Genomic DNA, 17919 nt, shown 5'->3' with positions numbered 1-17919 from the left:
AGGTCGCCGCACCCGGCCAATATCCTTACGTGCCCAATATGAGCGTCGAAAGCGCGGTCGCGATTGCCGGCGGTTTCTCGCCGCGCGCCAAGCGCGACAGCGTCACGTTGACCCACAGCGCCAGCCGAACCATCGTCCCGCTCGGCACCTCGATCAGCCCCGGCGATACCATCCTCGTCGGCGAACGCTGGTTCTGACGCATGTCCGAGATTCCAGACCGGCCTCTTCGCATCATCCACGCGGTGCGCGCACCCGTCGGCGGGATATTTCGCCACATCCTCGATCTCGCGAACGGACAGATCGATGCAGGCCATCACGTCGGCATCATCGCCGACAGCCTGACCGGCGGTGACCGCGCCGGTGCGGCGCTCGCCGAGATCGAGCCACGCCTGAAGCTCGGCGTTCGGCGCGTGGCGATCCACCGCGAACCCCACCCTGGCGATTTCCTGGTATGGGCGCGCTTCATGTACCTGATCGCCCGCCTGAAGCCGGACGTGGTGCACGGCCACGGCGCCAAGGCCGGCGCCTTTATTCGAATGAGCGGCCGCTCAAAGCGATTCATTCGCGTTTATACGCCTCACGGCGGCTCGCTGCATTATCCGCTCAGCACATGGAAAGGCGCGTTCTACAGCCGCCTCGAACGCGCGCTGATGAACAACACCGAGCTCTTCCTGTTTGAAAGCGCGTTCGCCCGCGACACCTATCAACGCACCATCGGCACGCCAACACAAGGCGTGGTGCGCTGCGTGTTCAACGGCGTGACGGCGGCCGAGTTCGATCCCATCACTCTGGCGCCCGACGCGACCGATATCGCCTATGTCGGCGAGTTCCGTCACATCAAGGGCGCAGACCTTTTGGTCGACGCGTTGGCGGGACTGCGCGCTGATGGCAGGTCGGTGAAGCTGACGCTTGCCGGTGACGGCGAAGAGTTCGCCTCCGTGAAAACCCAGGTCGAGAAGCACAGCCTCACCGAGGCGGTACGCTTCATCGGCCACGTCAAGGCGCGTTTCGGCTTTTCGAAAGGCAAACTTCTCGTGGTTCCATCACGCGGAGATTCGATGCCCTACGTCGTCATCGAAGCCGCGGCAGCCGGAGTTCCGATGGTTGCTGCAAATGTCGGCGGCATCCCCGAGATTTTCGGGCCGCATCAGGATGCCCTGTTTGCGCCGAACTCCGTCGGTGCCATGGCCGACGCCATCGCGGCGGCGCTTGACGATCCGGCCGCAGCCGCAACGCGTGCCAAATCGCTTCGCGAAAGAATCTTCACGCACTTTTCGCAGAAAGCCATGGTCGAGGGTGTGCTGGCGAGTTATCGCGAGGCTTTTGCCAGACGTTAACCATTCGTTGCTCCGATAACTGTTTCTTCCGATTTGTCATCTAAGCCCAACGGTGGGGATTAGGCGTGCCGCGCAGCTGCCTATATGCCTCGCAGCCTGGACGGATCGGACGACAGTGGAACCGGTTAACGCACGCTCGATGTTAGACGCCGTCGCAGTCTCGACGACTGCCGCAAGCGCAGCGCCGCTCGAACGGCGACGCAGGCTTTCGCAAGCCGCCCTTGCCGTCGCCAGCCAGAAGGTCGGACGCGCCTATTCGCCGATCGTGATCGCAGGCCTCGTTCGCGTCGCCGATTTTTTCATGCTGAGCCTTATCGGGGTTGGTCTTTATCTCGGCTACGTGGCTCCCGTTGCGGGCTTCCGCTGGGAATATGTCGCCGCCATCCTGATGATGACGCTTGCCGCCGTGGTCTGTTTCCAGGCCGCTGATATCTACGACGTCCAGATCTTCCGCGGCCAGCTTCGCCAGATGACGCGCATGATCTCGTCGTGGGCGTTCGTCTTTCTGCTTTTCATCGGCGTATCCTTCTTTGCCAAGCTGGGTAATGAAATATCCCGGCTCTGGCTTTCCGCCTTCTTCTTCATCGGGCTGGCGACGCTGATCTCGGCGCGCCTGTTCCTGCGCGCGCTGGTCCGCTACTGGGCGCGCCAGGGCCGGCTTGACCGTCGCACCATCGTGGTCGGCGCCGACGAGAACGGCGAGCAGCTGATCGAAGCGCTGAACGTGCAGACGGATTCCGACATCGATATCCTGGGCGTATTTGACGACCGCAACGACAATCGTGCGCTCGAGACCTGCGCCGGAAGAGCAAAGCTCGGGAAGGTCGACGATATCGTCGAATTCGCCCGGCGCACCCGCATCGATCTTGTCTTGTTCGCCCTTCCCATTTCCGCGGAAACCCGAATTCTCGCGATGCTCAAGAAGCTGTGGGTGCTGCCGGTCGATATCCGCCTGTCGGCGCATACCAACAAGCTTCGCTTCCGTCCTCGCTCCTATTCCTATCTCGGCGAGGTGCCCACACTCGATGTGTTCGAGGCGCCAATCACCGATTGGGATCTGGTGATGAAGTGGATGTTCGATCATATCGTCGGCGCCATAGTCCTGCTGCTCGCAGCCCCGGTGATGGCGCTGGTGGCGCTTGCGATCAAGCTCGACAGTCCGGGCCCCGTGCTGTTTCGCCAGAAGCGCTTCGGGTTCAACAATGAGCGCATCGACGTCTTCAAGTTCCGCTCGCTGTATCACGATCAGGCGGACCCATTGGCCGCCAGGGTCGTGACCAAGAACGACAGCCGCGTTACCCGCGTCGGCCGCTTCATTCGCAAGACCAGCCTCGACGAACTGCCGCAACTGTTCAACGTCGTGTTCAAGAGCAACCTTTCGCTCGTCGGTCCCCGCCCGCATGCGGTGCAGGGCAAGCTGCAAAGCCGGCTGTTCGACGAGGCGGTTGACGGCTATTTCGCGCGCCACCGCGTCAAGCCCGGCATCACCGGCTGGGCGCAGATCAACGGCTGGCGCGGCGAAATCGACAACGAGGAAAAAATCCAGAAGCGCGTAGAGTTCGATCTCTATTACATCGAGAACTGGTCGGTACTCTTCGACCTCTACATTCTTCTCAAGACACCCCTGGCGCTGATGACGAAGAACGAGAATGCCTATTGAATACCGCGCCTCCTAGCGTTCCGATTCCGAAGTTCGCAGCATTTTACGGAGCCAGGTTTCGAACTTCGGAATCGAAAGGATTGCAAACTTATTTTTCCAGTGTGGCTCTGTTTCAGAAGTCCGCATGACGAACTTGCGGCGACAATGATGCGGATTTCTGAACCGCCACACTGGCGCACTCGAGCGTATGTAGCGTGAGTTTGAGTATTTGATATGTCGATGGCGTACACGGCGAGCGTCGGGCCCTATCGGGAAATAACGGATTCGCCACGTCTTTTGGCCCTCCAGCGCGCGCTCGTTTGGCTGATCGCGGCAAGCGTCGCCATCGTATTCGTCGAACCCAGCCCCTACGAGATCATGACGCTCGGTTCGGCGCTGTTGTTCTGCGCGACCGGCTTGCGAATGCGGATCGTGCTGGCGCCGCTGTTTTTCCTGCTCGTTCTGATCAACATCGGCTACAGCATCGGCGCCATTCCATTTTACGACAAGCCGGAAGTCCTCAACTGGATCGCTACATCGTGGTACATGGCGGTTACAGTGCTGTTCCTCGCCATGGTCATGTCGGAGGATACTTCGGCGCGGCTCGATATGCTTCGCCGCGGGCTTATCGTCGGTGCGGTGATAGCGTCGATCGCGGGTATCGCCGGCTATCTGCATCTGATTCCCGGCGCTGACGACCTCCTCACGCTTTACGGACGCGCGCGCGGCACGTTCAAGGACCCGAACGTTCTCGGCGGCTTCCTGATCCTGCCGGCCCTATTTGCCCTGCAAAGCGTCGTCTCTGACCATTTTGCAAAAGCGTGTCGCAACGCCGTGGCGCTCGGTATCATCTCGCTTGCCATCTTTCTCGCTTTTTCGCGCGCGGCCTGGGGCCAGCTTGCGATCACTGCGGCTTTCATGCTGGCCCTGATGATGCTGACGAGCCATACGCGTTCACAACGCCAGCGGATTGTGATCATTTCGATCGTAGCCGTTGTCCTGATCGTGCTGCTGGTTGCCGCATTGCTGTCGTTCGATTCCATCGACGAGATGTTCCGCCAGCGCGCCAGTTTCGATCAAAGCTACGATGAAGGCCGCTTCGGCCGTTTCGGCCGTCACATTCTCGGTGCCCAGATGGCGCTCGACTTGCCGTTCGGAATCGGACCGCTGCAATTCCACAATTACTTCCCTGAGGACACCCATAACTCCTACCTGAATGCCTTCATGTCCGGCGGTTGGGTGGCCGGCGTTTGCTATCCGACGCTGATTGCGGTGACGGTCATCATGGGATTTCGGCACCTGTTCACGCCTGTGCCCTGGCAACGCATTTATCTGGCGGTGTTTGCGGCGTTTCTCGGCACCGTCGGCGAGGCGTTCGTGATCGATACCGACCACTGGCGTCACTTCTGGTTGATGCTCGGCACCCTGTGGGGAATGTTTGCCGCGGCACAACCTTACAAGCTCCGCCAGGTTCCCCCGTCAGCATGGTGTCGCAGCGATAGCGCGACGCGCGAAGCTAGGCCTCGACTTGAAACGTCAGGCCAGCGTGATCGACAAGCCGCTTGATGAGCTTGTGCTGCATGGCAGCGCCCGGCGTCCAGATTCCCGCGGGGACGTCGGGGGTGTCGCGCAACAGGCAGATCGCACATTCGGAGATCATCTTCGACGTCGATCCGTAACCGGGATCGCGGTCCGCCTTGACCGAGGCACGGACCTGGCGACCGTCGGGAGCGATCCCGACGAAGAGCAGATCGTAATATCCGCTCTCCCGCTCTTCCTTCGAGGGCCCCTCGCCCGGCTTGGGTACCGCCGACGAAGCCAGATTATTGTTGGCCGCCATGATGCGCTTGGCCCTGGCTTCGCCTTCCTCGCCGGGCCCCGCGATCTGCATCTCGTCGTAAACGAAATCCCGTCCGTAAGGGAACCCCAACAGCGCGTTGGAGCGATGCACGTTGCGTGTGTTGATGTTCGCCATAAAGAATGGCGTCAACCAGGTCTGAAGATCGTCGTCGAACACCGGCCTGTTCCCCAGCGGTTGCTTCGGCCCTGTAAACCCCGGCGTCAACGCGAAGGGATCGCGCACCAGCCCCAGCAGGCTAGGGTCCTTCGCCGCGGCGTCAAATACGGCCTTACCGCTTGCCGCCGTCCCCCCCGAGAACGTCCCCTTCATGGCGCGGACCCGTCCCTTGACCCTCGCGACAGGCGCGCCGAGAGTTTTCTTCGCGGTCTCCTGACACAGGAACACGCCCAGCTCGAACGGCAAGGAGTCGTAGCCGCAGGAAAACATAATACGCGCGCCGCTGCGTTCTGCGGTCGCCTGTTGGCTATCGATGATCTGCCGCATCCACGGCACCTCGCCGCAGAGATCGAAATAGTCGGTACCCGAAGCCGCACAGGCCGCCACCAATTCATGTCCGTACAGCAGATACGGACCTACCGTGGTCACCACCGATTTGGTCTGATCGACCATCGCCTTGAGCGAAGCCGGGTCGCTTGAATCGGCGGCAATCAGCGGCGTGTCGGCGGGTGCGCCAATCGCGTCGCGTACGGATTTCAGCTTGTCCAGGCTGCGTCCGGCCATCGCCCATTTCAACGACGCGTCGTTCTTGTAGTGTGCCGCCAGATATTCGGCCACGAGCTGACCGGTGAAGCCGGTCGCGCCATAGACGACGATGTCAAACTTCGCAGATTTCATTCTAGTTTCCCATTTTTCCGTGATTGCGAGCGACGCGAAGCAATCCAGACTCAAGCGAAACGCTCACGATTGCTTCGTCGCTTTGCTACTCGCAATGACGGTGTTCCACAGTTAGCTTCTGAGTAGATCACTTCTTGCCGTAGGAGACGCCCATACCGGCGCGCACGTCGCTCTGGATACCATAAGGCGCGATCGGATAGCGCAAGCCATTCTTGGCGAGTTGCCTCATTCCAATGATGGCCTTGGCGAGATCGGACGGCTTGAGCGCCATCAGCATCTCCTCGTCAGGCACGCCGCCATAACGCCGCTCGGCAAAACATGGGAGCGAAAGCGACGGCTCGCCGGTCTTCAGCGCCCGCCCCCACGAATCCGCACACGCGGTCTCACCGACCACGCCCCATTCGAACTTCTTGTAGCCGGTATATTGCAGCCCGTTGATCAGAATGATCATCTGACCGGGCGTCGCGTAGACCAGACAAATATCCGGCGGATTGAGCCGGCCGCTTGCGAGCGGGCTGACCGCCATCGCCTGATACTGGCCGAAGGGAACGACATCGAGCGCTTCCTGGCGCTTGCGGGCGTCCTCCGCCGTGCCGTGCCAAACGCCAACGTAGTTTGCCCCAGCGAGCCATTTCTCGTCCTGCGGGCCCAGTCCAATCACGGCGCGGCATTGTGCGCCGACGAGATCGTCGCCGGTGACGCCCACGGTCCAACCGAGCCGCGAGGCCATGCTGACGATCTGGTCGGTGGTGTGGATCGCAGTCGGCCGCCTGACCTTCGGAATCGCCGTCATTCCCTCGACGGTTGCAAACATCTTCAAACCAATCACCGTCGTCTTGAGACGAAGCAGGCTGTTCAGGTCGTCGACCATGGCGGCCAGATCGAAAGGCTCCGGTGGCGTTTGCTGCTGCATGACTTTTACTCCGGGGCGGCGATCCTGATTGCGCTCGGTCAATCCTAGCCCGATTGTCAGGTGGTTGCGACCGTGCTTTTGCGGCTATTTCTGATCCGGCCGAGGAAAGAAGTGATCGGTCTTGCCGGCCAGCCGGTACGCCGCAAGACCGATCCATTCGCGCATGGCAATATGAGTGAGCTCCAGGCCCTCAATGGCGACGGAGAAAAATGAGAACATGCTGGATTTGTTCGCGCGCCAATCGACGGGATAGGCCTCCACGGGAAATCCAGCCTTCCGGAACAGCCCGATCGAGCGCGGCATGTGATAGGCTGATGTGACAAGTAGCCAGCGCTCGCCTTCCTTGGGGCTGGCGATCGCTTTGGCAAATTCCGCATTTTCAACCGTATTGCGCGAAAGCCGGTCCGCGGCCAGTCGCTCTTTAGCAACGCCGAGGTTCTCGAGCATCGGCAATGCATAGTCGGCTTCCTTTGCGGAAAGATCGCCGATCAGGTCGGCATTTCCGCCGGAATAGACGATGCGGGCATTTGGATATTGGCGGGCAAGTGCGGCTGCCGCGGCGATACGATCGCCGGAACGGCCAAGGATCGGCCTGCCATGCGCGGCCGACAAATCAGGATCGATCGCACCGCCCAGCACGACAATGCCATCCGGCGCGCCGCGCGAGGCGTCCCACGCTGGAAACCGCTGCTCGAGCGGCAGGATCAACAGCTTTCCAACCGGCGAAAATCCACACAGCGCCAGAAGGAGAACCGAGGCGGCCAATAGTTTGCGGCCAGACGCGTTCCACCGCGTGGACAATAGGATCGCGCCCAGTACACCGATGCCGATCAGGAAGTTCACCGGTAACAACATCGTGCCGAGAGTTTTGGAGAGCAAAAAAAACACGACAGATTCCCTGCATTGTCTGATACAGCGTCATACGCGATGGCTTGGCCACAGCCTCATACGCGACGTCAACTCGGTCCAAAAGCCCCGTCATGAAGCATCACCACCTGCATTCCAGTCCCGAAACCTGCCACTGGGGCTTCTTCGAAGCCAAACTCAAACCCGTCCTCACCGTCGAAAGTGGCGACGAAATTACCATCGACACCATCAGCGGTGGCCCCGAAGTCGTGCCGGACCGCAGCCGTTTCCACGTTCCGCCCGAATTGGCGGACGTTCACGCCAGAAATGAACGGATGGTGCCGGGCCATATCCTGACCGGTCCGGTCGCAGTCGCGAGCGCCGAGCCCGGCGATGTACTCGAAGTCGAAATCCTCGATATCCAGCTGCGCCAGGACTGGGGTTACAATCTCATCCGACCGCTTGCCGGCACCTTGCCGGACGATTTTCATGAGCCCAGGTTGATCAACATTCCGCTGGACAGAACGCGGATGGTGGGCCGGCTGCCGTGGGGACTCGATCTGCCGCTGGCGCCGTTCTTCGGCGTGATGGGCGTGGCGCCGCCGCCGGCCTGGGGCCGTATCACCTCCCTGATCCCGCGCGCGATGGGCGGCAATCTTGACAACAAGGAATTGACGCCGGGCGCCAAGCTCTATTTGCCGATTTTTGTGCCGGGTGCCCTGTTTTCGTGCGGCGATGGCCACGGCGTCCAGGGCGACGGAGAAGTGTGCGTCACCGCGATCGAAACCGCCCTACAGGGACGCTTCAAATTGACGCTGCGGAAAGACTTGCGATTCACCTATCCGCGCGCTGAAACCCCGACCCATTACATGACGATGGCCATGGACCCCGATCTTGATCAGTGCGTGGTACGGGCGCTGCGTGACATGATCGTTCTTCTCGGAGAAAAGCGGAACCTGTCACGCGAGGATGCCTACACGTTGTGCAGCCTGGCGGCCGACCTTCGGGTGACGCAGACGGTTAACGGTTCAAAAGGCATCCACTGCATGATCGCCAAGACCATTGTTCATGGGTAACAGTCGTCCGGCGCGAGACCTCGTGCTTTAAGCCATTGGATTCGGTTGCCCGACCGCGTACTTTGGCGCCCGCCGGACGAGTGCGGCGAATTTCGGAATCGGAGCTCTAGGACCACAGGAGATGCGCTGAGGATGGAGAGACGCCTGGCCGCCATTGTTTGCGCTGACGTCGCCGGCTACTCCCGAATGATGGGGGCCGACGAAGAAGGCACACATGCGACTTTCAAGGCGCATCGCAGCGCGATCTATCCGGTCATTCTCAACCACGGCGGCCGCCTGGTCAAAAACACCGGCGACGGTTTCCTTCTGGAATATCCCAGCGTCGTTGGCGCGCTCCAGTCCTCCATCGAAATCCAGACGCTGATGGCCGAGCGCAACGGTCAGCTGCCGGCGGACCGGCTCATGCAATTTCGTCTCGGCGTCCACATGGGCGATGTGATGGCGGACGAGGACGAGGTTTTTGGCGACGGCGTCAATATTGCGGTTCGTCTTGAATCGGTCGCCACGCCCGGCGGCGTCGCCGTTTCCGGCAAAGCCTATCGGGAAGCCAGCAAGCACGTCCACGTTCCACTGACGGACGCCGGAAGCCGCCGTTTCAAGAACATCGAAGAAGCGATCAGCGTGTGGACCTGGGATCCCAGCGGATCGGAAACCCGCGACCACGTCCTGCACGACAAATCGAATCTTCCTGCCCAATACCGCACCGCCATCGTGGGCGTGCTTCCGTTCGTCAATCTCAGCGACAGCGCGGAAGAATATTTTTCCGACGGCCTGACCGAAGACCTCATCCACGCGTTGTCACTACAGTCGTTTTTCCGGGTGCTCAGCCGAAACGCGACCTTCTCATTCAAGGGCAAGAACCTTTCTACACGCCTGATCGCGCGGGAAATCGACGCGACTTATCTGATCCAGGGTTCGGTGCGGCGCGCCGGCAACAAGATCCGGGTTACCGCCGAACTCATAGCGCCCGAGAGCGGTGAACAATTGTGGGCCAGCCGATACGACAGCGACATCGGCGACCTCTTCGCGATGCAGGACGAGCTCACCACGAACCTGTCGGCTGCGATCGCGCCTGAAATTTTCCGCGCCGAGGCATCAGCTCCCGCACGCGCGTCGGCGGATCCAACCGCGTGGGACCGCTTCCTGAAAGGTCTGTCCCATTACTACAGGCACACAAAGACCGATTTCGAAGCCTCAATCGATCTGTTCCGACAATCCGTTGTGCTCGATCCCGGGCTTTCAATCGCGCGCGCCTATCTCGGAACGATCATGGTGCAGGGGGTGCAATACGGCTGGATCAAAAGCACGAGCGAACTGTGGACCGAGGCAATGAGCCTTGCGGAAAGCAGCGTTCGGCTCGACCCCCGCTCCTCCTTTGCGTTCAGTCTCCTGTCTTACGTGCACGCGATGGAAGGAAGTCATGACGCCGCCATGGAGGCGGCGAAGAGAGCGGTCAGTCTCAACCCGTACGACATGGGCGCACGAGGCATCCTGGGGCTATGTCATTTTGTTATGGGCGAACATCAACAGGCCATCGAACTGTTCTCCACGGCTGTGCAGCGGGGCAACAGCGATCCCCGGTACAAGTGGACCGCGTTGCTTTCCTTCACCCATTATCTGTCGAGACAATATGATGCTGCGCTGTCTTGGACACGCGAAGCCTTGTACCTCAATCCCAATCATCTCCAGGTGCTCTCGGTCAGGGCGGCAACGCTGGCGCAAATGGGACAGGCTGAGGAAGCTGCGAAGGCAACCCGGGTTCTTTTGAGCTGCTTCCCGACCCTGACGGTGGAGCGGCACCTTCGGAATTTCCGCTGGAAAAACCCGGCCGACGTCGCTCACTATCGTGAGGGGCTTTTGAAGGCGGGCGTTCCCTTAGGCGAACCCCGCCTCGCCGAGCCTGCATCCGAACGCTCCGCCTAGTGCGGCCGCTACTCAATCAGCAAGTTGCCAGAGTTCCTTTGATTCCGAAGTTCGCCGTGGAGGTTGCTGCGACACCAAGCGAACTTCGGAATCGAAGCTCCAGAAGCACGTCAGCCATGGCGGGCGGGAGCATCAGAAAAATTGCGCGCCGCCATTTGCCTGCGTAAAGTTGACGCCACATCGGATTCGGCCAAAACTTCCACACACCCATAAGTAGAGCGATGATCTTTCGGTTTTAATTGCTCCGATGGGCTTTCCGTTCGAAACAGCTCCCTTTGACGACGTCGTATTTTGAGGATTGAGGCCATGCAAGATCGGCCCGTCGATTCATCCGCAGGCCCTGGCCAGCCAATTCCCGTATCGCCTGGCAATCCCTGCCCGTTTTTGCGTGGCCTCGTCGCCGGAGGATATGTCGGCGGTCATATCGTTCCGTTGCCGAAGCTGACCGCGACCATCAAGTCCGCGACCGGCACAACAGGGCTGAAGAAAAAATTCGTCGGAATGGAGATCTATGGGGTCGCACTGATCGCGAACGGACTGAACCCGTTGCGTCTGCTCAAAAGCTGGTGGTCGGGCGCGGTACTCGACGAATTACGCAACGGACCGCTGGACAAACGCGGCGCGGGCTCACGTATTCTTGAAGTCGATGGCCAAGTCGACGAATCCGAGATCGCGCGCCTGGCCGAATTCGGTTCGGACTACATGGACGATAGCGGCGGTACTGAACGCGGGCTCAACGCGGCGCAGGTCACGGCCTACATGAATGCGAATTTTGAGCGCGCCAAAGGGCACCGGCGCGCGATCGACCGTTTGTTGATGAACGGCGAATGGCCGATCCTGCTCAATATCATGGGCAAGCGCGAAGGCAACGATCGCTATCTCAGCATCGCGGAAGTCAAGACACTGTTCGTGGATCGGAAATTTCCCGCGCGGATTGTGGCGCGGCTGGCGCGACCCGCGTCGGTGCCAAGCCGCCCTGCGACGATCGCCAAGGCCGCTGCAAGCCTCGTCGTCGCTCTGGCCGTCGTCCTTGGCCTCGCGATCACGCAATTTCCGGATCAGCTCCGGGCGATCCTGGCGATCTTGCCGGGAAAAGCCGCCCAGCTCTCGCAATTGCTGCCCCCTCCGCTGCCCAAACTCCCGCAGGTCAAGGCGGCGCACTGGCTCGATCAAAACTGGTCCACGGAGGAGCGGCACTGGTTTCACCATGTCAGCCAGGGCACGAACACTTTCCCAGTGCCCTACGCGTGGTTCGTGGCGTTGGAGCAGCCGAGGATTTATCTGGTTTCCCGGCCAGGTCTCCTCAGCGATAGCCGCTATCTCGAGCGCTTCGGCTTTATTCCAAGTCCAAAAACCATCCACGCAGACAAGGCGACGCTGCTCCACTACGGCTATGCGGATTCCTCCGATGTGCCGGCATCGACGCAATCCGTCGCAGGCAAATGGCAAGTTGAGAATTTCGACGGCCTGCCGGTCGGCTTCGCGCGCTTGACCGGCGCCACCGATCCCGGAACCGGCGCCGCTCTACCCGACATGATCGGACTGACCTGTGCGGCCTGTCACTCCGGCAGCATTCGCTACAAGGGCACCAGCATCCGCTACGACGGCGGCCCCGCGATGGTGAACCTTCTGAAGCTCGAGCAGGCAACCGGCCTCTCCATTGCCTATACCTTGACCGTGCCGTTCCGCTTCAACCGTTTCGCCGGGCGCGTGCTTGGCCCGAACGCCACTAAGGCGGACCGCACCGCACTGAAAAAAGGGTTGTTGGACGCGGGGGCCTTCGTGAGGGCACAGGCGACTGCATTAGCGAACCTGTACAGCAGAGAGCACAAGCAGGACACCGAAGAGGGTTACGGTCGCCTCGATGCGCTGAATCGGATCGGCAATCAGGTTTTCTCTACTGACCTCGCATTAAGCGAGCTCACGGGATTCGACAAAAACATGCACCTGCGGGATGCGCCGGTCAGCTTCCCGCCGATCTGGACCGTGCCGTGGTTCTGGTGGGCGCAGTATGACGCTTCGATCTCACAGCCGCTCATTCGCAACGCCGGTGAGGCGCTCGGCGTCTCCGCGCTGATCAACCTCTCGCCCAACAATCCGGCCGAGGCGCTTTTCCGTTCCTCCGTCGATGTCGAAAACCTCGCCAGCATCGAGACGATGCTTCGCGGTCCGAACCCTTTTGAACAAACGCCGAAGGGTTTTGCCGGGTTGAGATCGCCGAAATGGCCGTCGCAGGTGTTCCCCAACGATCCTGCCTGGAAAATCGATCCCGTGCGCGTCGACAAGGGCCGCAAGATCTACGCCGAGATTTGCGCGGAATGCCATCTCGGGCCGGTGAATGATTCGGCGTTTGATACGGAGTTTCCAGACCAGAGCTTCTGGTCACCGAAGGAACTCCATTGGAAAAAGGACGGGGACGGCCCCGTGCTCGATGAGGTGCAGAAGAGCGCAAAGGGGATTGGCACGGACCCGCAGCAGGCCAATGTCCTCAACCTTCGCAAGGTCGAGGTACCAGGCTTCCTGGACTTCCAGCCGATCCGCGACCTCGGACAATGCCCCAACATGCCCGCCGCCTCGTCTGAGATGTCGTACGCACTGGCGCTGATGATCGCAGTCGAACGCACCGCCAACAAATGGATGGATGATCACAACATCTCGCCGACCGAACGTGCGGCAATATGGGGGCCACGAAAGAACTGCCCCAATCCCGGCCATGCAGGAGAACCCCAACCCTATTATCGCGCACGGCCGTTGAACGGCGTTTGGGCCACCGCGCCCTACCTTCACAACGGATCGGTGCCCTCGCTCTACTGGATGCTGAAGCCGGCGGCTGAACGGCCGAAGCAATTCTGCGTAGGCACACGCGACTTCGATCCGCAGCAGGTCGGCTTTCACGTCGACGCAGGAGAAAAACAGTCGTGCCGCCACGGCGAAACGCTGTTCTCCGCCGTCGACTCGAAAGGATTGCCGATCACCGGCAACAGCAATCTCGGCCATTCCCTGGAAGGCACGCCAGGTCCGGGCAAGCCGGGCGTCATCGGCCGCCTGCTGACGGAAGACGAACGCTACGACCTGATCGAATATCTGAAGACGCTGTGACCAGCCGAGCAGTTCTCCCGGGCGATGCAGAGCTCTCGCTTCGCTCGCCCGGACCGTCAAATCAGCTAGTTGGTGCTACCGTCTGACCGGGGTGGTCGAAGCGCTGCTCGAACCATCGATCGCACGAGCCCCGCCCCACGGATCGGCCGGCGGCTTGTCGGGAATGTTGCCTAGCGACCTTTTGTAGGCGCGGTCGGCGGACTTTTCGGCTTGAATCTCGCTCGGCGACTTCGGTGCATCTGTCGGCGGCGGCGGCTGCGCTTTTTGGGCGAGAACCGGACCCGTGAGCAACACGGTCAACAGGGCGGCGGCTCGAATCACTCTCATCCGTAAGGCTCCTTCGGGGTCTTCATATCATTGCGCTCGAAGCGTCGCCAACAGCACGCTTGCCGGGATTCTCGGGCAAATTTTAGCCCGGCGGAGCGCTAATTGCCGCACCCGATCAAACCGCATGGGCAGACCATCGCCTACCATTGGCCGGTTGATTTGGGAGGGCTGGGTTCATGGTACTATAGTAGTAAAAACGCATCGGCCGGCGCCAACGAAACAGCCAGAAACATATTATTTTAAGCATATCGTTGTACCGTCATGCTGACTTTTTGGGGATTTGCATGACGCTCCAACCGAAATCGCTCCGATTCTCGTTCCTGCGGCTGAAACTCGGACCCAAGGCCGTCCTGAGCGCTGCCTTTCTGATTGTGATCAACACGGCGCTGCTGGTCGGCGCCGGCTACTGGTCGTTGACGCACAACTTCAACCTCCGTTCCGAGCGGGACATCGACGTCAGTCTCCGTACCCTCACGCTGGCGTTTGCCGAAGCTTACCCGGAAGCGAAAGTCACCTTGCAAAGTGACGGCGGCGTCGGGCGTGTCGTGATCGCCAAGATGCCCGAATTCACCGATCACCGCATCGTTGATCGTGCCACTTCCTACGTCGGCGGCAACGCCACGCTGTTCGTCTACGACGACGCCAAGGACCAGTTCGTCCGCCGGACCACAAATGTGAAAAAGGAAAACGGCGACCGGGCGGTCGGAACCCATCTTGCGGAAAATCATCCCGGACAAGCCATTATCCGCAGCGGCCAAACCTACAAGGGGCCGGCGATGCTGTTCGGAAGCCGGTTCTACACCGCGTATCATCCGGTCTTTAATCCCGCGGGCAAGGTCATCGGCATCATCTATGTCGGCATCGCTACCGCCGAACTCGACGGCATGCTTTGGCAGGCAATCACGGCCATGGCCATTGCCGCCGGGATCGCCGCCTTGATCGCTCTCATGGCGACGCTGCTGCTGGTTCGCCGGGTCACCAAGCCGCTCAACGCCGTTGCCGACACGCTGACCGCACTCGCCGAGGGCAGAACGGACGTCGAAGTGCAGCACGCCGACCGCCCGGACGAAATCGGCGTGATTGCCCGGACCGTCGACATCTTCAGGACCAATCGTATCGAGCGCAAGCAGCTTGAGGCGGACCGGCTGAACGCGGAGAAAGCGGCGACGGAGCAGCGCAAGGCGGAACTCAATCAATTCGTCGAATCCTTCCGAACCAAGGTCGGAGGGATTATCGAGCAGGTGCTGAATTCGTCCCACCGTTTCGAGAAGGATACTCAGCAGCTTTCGATGACTGCGCATTCGACGGCAGAGATGTCGGAGCAATCCGCCGATGCGTCCAGACAGGCTTCCGAACACGTACGCAGTGCTGCAACAGCCTCCGACGAGCTCTCGCAATCGATCACCGAGATCAGCCGGAGGGTTCAGGACTCCAACAGCATCGCAGCCGACGCCGTCAAGCAAGCCAATTCCACGGACGAACGGATGGCGGAGTTGTCGGCCGCCGGCGACCGGATCGGGGATGTCGTGAAACTGATCACGTCGATTGCCGAACAAACGAACCTGCTCGCGCTCAACGCCACGATCGAGGCCGCGCGCGCTGGCGATGCCGGCCGCGGCTTCGCGGTGGTTGCGCAAGAGGTCAAGACCCTGGCGGGCCAGACCGCGAAGGCCACCGACGAGATCAGCTCGCACATCGTCAACATGCAACGCGCGACCGGAGAATCCGTCGAGGCGATCAAGGCGATCGGACAAACGATCGAGCGCATCAGTGAAATCACTGCTTCGATCTCCGCCGCGGTCGAAGAACAGGGCGCGGCCACCCAGAACATCGCTCACGGTGTTCAGGCAGCGGCTGGCGGCACGCTTCAGGTCGCTGAAAACATCGAACGCGTGGCTCAAAATGCCGGAGAGACGGAGATAACGTCGGGCCAAATGCTGCAATCGGCCAAGGGGCTTTCCGATGTCAGCATCCACCTGCGGGATGCCGTCGAAGAATTCCTTGACAGCGTTCGGGCGGCGTGACGTCAGGCCTCGTTTCGGCGAGACCCAGCGTTCCGCCGCCCTGCGGCCGCGTCTTCCTTACGTTTGTATTGTATCGGCGAGAAGCACCTATATCCGGCGAAACATGCTAGGCTAGCGGCGGGATATCAGTCGCGGAACGGAACGCTGGCCGCATGGGAACGAACGGGCTCAAGGCGATCGGGGTGCTCCTGGCCCTCAGGCGTCATGCGAAACGGCATGCCAACTGGACGCTCTCGATCGCGGTCCTGTCGACGCTTGTCATCGTCGGCCTCTTGGCACTTTACCTGATCCGGGAGACACCCGAATTTCCTTAGGACCGCACGGCGCCGTCCGATCGGTTGGCGCCCCTCGCCGCCGGCGCCTGTTGCTCAACGGCATCGTTACCCGCGGTTGCTCGCTTTGACCTGCCGGCAGGCGTCCGTGACGCATCGTTTGACGCTTGAGCGGCATCGTTCAGCGCCGCCACCATCTGGTCAAGCATCGTCTTGTACTCTCCCGCCGCCTCCGGTGGACGTGGTTCCGTTTTTTCCGAAGTCGCCTCTTGCAACGACGCGGGTACAATCGCGTTGTAGTCGAACCGCGCCCGCTCAAGTTTGTCAGCAACAAACCAGGCGCACAGGACGCCCGTGACCTTGTTGTCATCGAAGATGTCGGTGTTGACCGTATCCACCGTCATCACGGGGCCGCCGGATTTCAGGACAACGAGATCACCCGGCTTAAAAACGGTCATCCAGCGAAACCCCTTCCGCCGGCGCGAGGAATCGCGTGGCGCTCGCGCAACAACGATATCAAATCGTCGCAACTGCATCGCAGCGAACAATTGTGGCCTGGTATGGCCCACTGAGACATTTGCAACACAGTCAGTGTTAGTTCCGTAAACGAACGGACTAACTTGCGCGACCAATGCGTCGTAAAATTTTAATATGGGTATCACCCCGAACTGATTCGCGGCACGAACATTGCTTTAAACGAACTGGCTGAAAAAACTCAGGAGTGCGGCATGATGCGCCTCGTCCTTTGTACAGCGTTCGGTTTCCTGATGAGCGTAGCGAGCGCCCGTGATTACGGACAGTGGGAAGCAACGGATCCTCAAATTCGCCAATGGTACCAGGCGTTGATGCAGCCCGATAATCCTGCCGTCTCATGTTGCGGCGAAGCGGATGCCTACTGGGCGGATTCCTTTGAAGTAGACGGTGACAGATATGTCGCCATCGTCACCGACTCCCGGCCCGACGAACCGTTACGCCGTAAGCACGTCGACGTTGGAACCAAGATCGTCGTGCCAAACCACAAGCTGAAATACGATCAGTCAAATCCGACCGGACACGGTGTGATATTTCTGAGCCGCGGTGATTACGTTTATTGCTACATCGCACCCGGCGGCGTTTGATCTTTGCGCACGGACCCGCGTTGCGGGCCGTAGCAGCGTCGGTTCCCGTTCGAGATGCATTCGACGCATCCCAGATGGCGTTGCGCTTTTACTGCGTCACAACGGCAACAGCGGAAGACCGTTGTCGTCGGGGACCTCCTTGTTAGCTGGCATTCTTTTTAAACCCAGGCGCGCGCAGTTCCCGCGGCACCTTGCTAAACTTCATTTTCATTTTTGACGGATCGCGCGTTTGTTTTGCTTCGCGAGCAACAGCGCAGTTCCGCTGGCTTTACTTTGTCAACTCGCGGACTTCGCCGGGTTTTAGATTTAGCATTGCCTCCTGTTCAGGCGTGAGAGATTCGGCCGCGATTGTGCCGGTCCAGCCTACCGGAATAGCGCAAAGTACCAGAGTTACCGCTTGGTCCGGCTTAGCTGCCGCGACCCAAAGCTGCCTTTTCGGATTACCCGTGGCGAGGCGATCCGTCTCCACTTCAACTAACGTGAACTTTTTTCCGAACGACTGGCCCATGAGACTTATGCTGCCGGAGTTGCGTCATTGAGAAGTTGAGAAACGGCATTCACTAGTTGAGCTGGTGCGAAGGGCTTCGCCAGCATGATGCTGTTGGGCACCCCCTTTGCGGCCCAATCGTCGGCATCTCGTCCGCTCATGT

15 protein-coding genes are annotated in these 17919 nt (G+C 60.3%); 10 read left to right on the top strand and 5 right to left on the bottom strand.

Annotated elements, in window-relative coordinates:
- From WB528_RS04815 to WB528_RS04800, 4 genes are all read left to right on the top strand, one after another.
- A partial coding sequence (locus tag WB528_RS04815; protein ID WP_423887285.1) for an SLBB domain-containing protein occupies window positions 1–197 on the top strand: 197 nt, incomplete at its 5' end.
- Window positions 198–200: 3 nt separating this feature from the next.
- Entirely contained in the window at window positions 201–1337 is a 1137-nt protein-coding gene (locus WB528_RS04810) for a glycosyltransferase family 4 protein (RefSeq protein ID WP_423887284.1), read from the top strand.
- 115 nt (window positions 1338–1452) lie between these two features.
- Entirely contained in the window at window positions 1453–2997 is a 1545-nt protein-coding gene (locus WB528_RS04805; RefSeq protein ID WP_423887283.1) for an undecaprenyl-phosphate glucose phosphotransferase, read from the top strand.
- A 219-nt stretch (window positions 2998–3216) separates the two neighbouring features.
- The gene (locus WB528_RS04800) at window positions 3217–4542 is read left to right on the top strand and encodes an O-antigen ligase family protein (protein WP_423887286.1); all 1326 of its coding nucleotides are present in this window, start codon (window positions 3217–3219) and stop codon (window positions 4540–4542) included.
- Here WB528_RS04800 and WB528_RS04795 read toward each other — a convergent pair.
- The 3 genes from WB528_RS04795 to WB528_RS04785 all read right to left on the bottom strand — a co-directional run bounded on the left by WB528_RS04795 (window position 4493) and on the right by WB528_RS04785 (window position 7472).
- Complete coding sequence (locus tag WB528_RS04795) at window positions 4493–5671, bottom strand: saccharopine dehydrogenase family protein (protein ID WP_423887282.1); 1179 nt, start codon at window positions 5669–5671, stop codon at window positions 4493–4495. The genes WB528_RS04800 and WB528_RS04795 overlap by 50 nt on opposite strands.
- Before the next feature lie 127 nt (window positions 5672–5798).
- Window positions 5799–6584: a DUF169 domain-containing protein gene (locus tag WB528_RS04790; protein WP_423887281.1), complete on the bottom strand. Its 786-nt coding sequence runs from the start codon at window positions 6582–6584 to the stop codon at window positions 5799–5801.
- Between the two features lie 84 nt (window positions 6585–6668).
- Window positions 6669–7472, bottom strand: a complete 804-nt coding sequence (locus tag WB528_RS04785) for a YdcF family protein (RefSeq protein WP_423887280.1) — start codon at window positions 7470–7472, stop codon at window positions 6669–6671.
- Between the two features lie 92 nt (window positions 7473–7564).
- On the opposite strand from WB528_RS04785, the gene WB528_RS04780 reads away from it, so the two are divergent.
- The 3 genes from WB528_RS04780 to WB528_RS04770 all read left to right on the top strand — a co-directional run bounded on the left by WB528_RS04780 (window position 7565) and on the right by WB528_RS04770 (window position 13528).
- Window positions 7565–8506: an acetamidase/formamidase family protein gene (locus WB528_RS04780; protein ID WP_423887279.1), complete on the top strand. Its 942-nt coding sequence runs from the start codon at window positions 7565–7567 to the stop codon at window positions 8504–8506.
- A 132-nt stretch (window positions 8507–8638) separates the two neighbouring features.
- The gene (locus tag WB528_RS04775; RefSeq protein WP_423887278.1) at window positions 8639–10429 is read left to right on the top strand and encodes an adenylate/guanylate cyclase domain-containing protein; all 1791 of its coding nucleotides are present in this window, start codon (window positions 8639–8641) and stop codon (window positions 10427–10429) included.
- A gap of 306 nt (window positions 10430–10735) precedes the next feature.
- A complete protein-coding gene (locus WB528_RS04770) occupies window positions 10736–13528 on the top strand; it encodes a di-heme-cytochrome C peroxidase (RefSeq protein WP_423887277.1) in 2793 nt (930 codons plus the stop codon).
- A gap of 75 nt (window positions 13529–13603) precedes the next feature.
- Here the strand turns inward: WB528_RS04770 and WB528_RS04765 are convergent, their stop codons facing one another.
- Window positions 13604–13855: a hypothetical protein gene (locus WB528_RS04765; RefSeq protein WP_423887276.1), complete on the bottom strand. Its 252-nt coding sequence runs from the start codon at window positions 13853–13855 to the stop codon at window positions 13604–13606.
- 284 nt (window positions 13856–14139) lie between these two features.
- Here WB528_RS04765 and WB528_RS04760 point away from each other — a divergent pair, with 284 nt between their 5' ends.
- Window positions 14140–15879 (top strand): methyl-accepting chemotaxis protein, encoded by a 1740-nt coding sequence (locus WB528_RS04760; protein ID WP_423887275.1) that lies wholly within the window; start codon window positions 14140–14142, stop codon window positions 15877–15879.
- Between the two features lie 152 nt (window positions 15880–16031).
- A complete protein-coding gene (locus WB528_RS04755) occupies window positions 16032–16193 on the top strand; it encodes a hypothetical protein (protein WP_423887274.1) in 162 nt (53 codons plus the stop codon).
- On the opposite strand, the gene WB528_RS04750 is transcribed toward WB528_RS04755, so the two are convergent.
- Window positions 16190–16609, bottom strand: coding sequence for a YodC family protein (locus tag WB528_RS04750; protein WP_423887273.1), 420 nt, complete (start codon window positions 16607–16609; stop codon window positions 16190–16192). The two genes, WB528_RS04755 and WB528_RS04750, sit on opposite strands and share 4 nt — an antisense overlap.
- 270 nt (window positions 16610–16879) lie before the next feature.
- Here WB528_RS04750 and WB528_RS04745 point away from each other — a divergent pair, with 270 nt between their 5' ends.
- On the top strand, window positions 16880–17269 hold the full coding sequence (locus tag WB528_RS04745; protein WP_423887272.1) for a hypothetical protein: 390 nt from the start codon (window positions 16880–16882) through the stop codon (window positions 17267–17269).
- Window positions 17270–17919 lie beyond the last annotated feature (650 nt).

Source organism: Bradyrhizobium sp. (genome assembly GCF_049586575.1).
GTDB lineage: Bacteria > Pseudomonadota > Alphaproteobacteria > Rhizobiales > Xanthobacteraceae > Bradyrhizobium.
The sequence above is the reverse complement of the archived record's forward strand: the minus strand, read 5'-3'. Positions and strand labels throughout refer to the sequence as shown.

Bases quoted from the DNA above. Each gene is read 5' to 3' on its own strand.
- WB528_RS04795 (WP_423887282.1), bottom strand. From the start codon at position 5,671: ATGAAATCTGCGAAGTTTGACATCGTCGTCTATGGCGCGACCGGCTTC.
- WB528_RS04800 (WP_423887286.1), top strand. From the start codon at position 3,217: ATGGCGTACACGGCGAGCGTCGGGCCCTATCGGGAAATAACGGATTCG.
- WB528_RS04760 (WP_423887275.1), top strand. From the start codon at position 14,140: ATGACGCTCCAACCGAAATCGCTCCGATTCTCGTTCCTGCGGCTGAAA.
- WB528_RS04745 (WP_423887272.1), top strand. From the start codon at position 16,880: ATGATGCGCCTCGTCCTTTGTACAGCGTTCGGTTTCCTGATGAGCGTA.
- WB528_RS04755 (WP_423887274.1), top strand. From the start codon at position 16,032: ATGGGAACGAACGGGCTCAAGGCGATCGGGGTGCTCCTGGCCCTCAGG.
- WB528_RS04775 (WP_423887278.1), top strand. From the start codon at position 8,639: ATGGAGAGACGCCTGGCCGCCATTGTTTGCGCTGACGTCGCCGGCTAC.
- WB528_RS04810 (WP_423887284.1), top strand. From the start codon at position 201: ATGTCCGAGATTCCAGACCGGCCTCTTCGCATCATCCACGCGGTGCGC.
- WB528_RS04780 (WP_423887279.1), top strand. From the start codon at position 7,565: ATGAAGCATCACCACCTGCATTCCAGTCCCGAAACCTGCCACTGGGGC.
- WB528_RS04790 (WP_423887281.1), bottom strand. From the start codon at position 6,584: ATGCAGCAGCAAACGCCACCGGAGCCTTTCGATCTGGCCGCCATGGTC.
- WB528_RS04770 (WP_423887277.1), top strand. From the start codon at position 10,736: ATGCAAGATCGGCCCGTCGATTCATCCGCAGGCCCTGGCCAGCCAATT.
- WB528_RS04765 (WP_423887276.1), bottom strand. From the start codon at position 13,855: ATGAGAGTGATTCGAGCCGCCGCCCTGTTGACCGTGTTGCTCACGGGT.
- WB528_RS04750 (WP_423887273.1), bottom strand. From the start codon at position 16,609: ATGACCGTTTTTAAGCCGGGTGATCTCGTTGTCCTGAAATCCGGCGGC.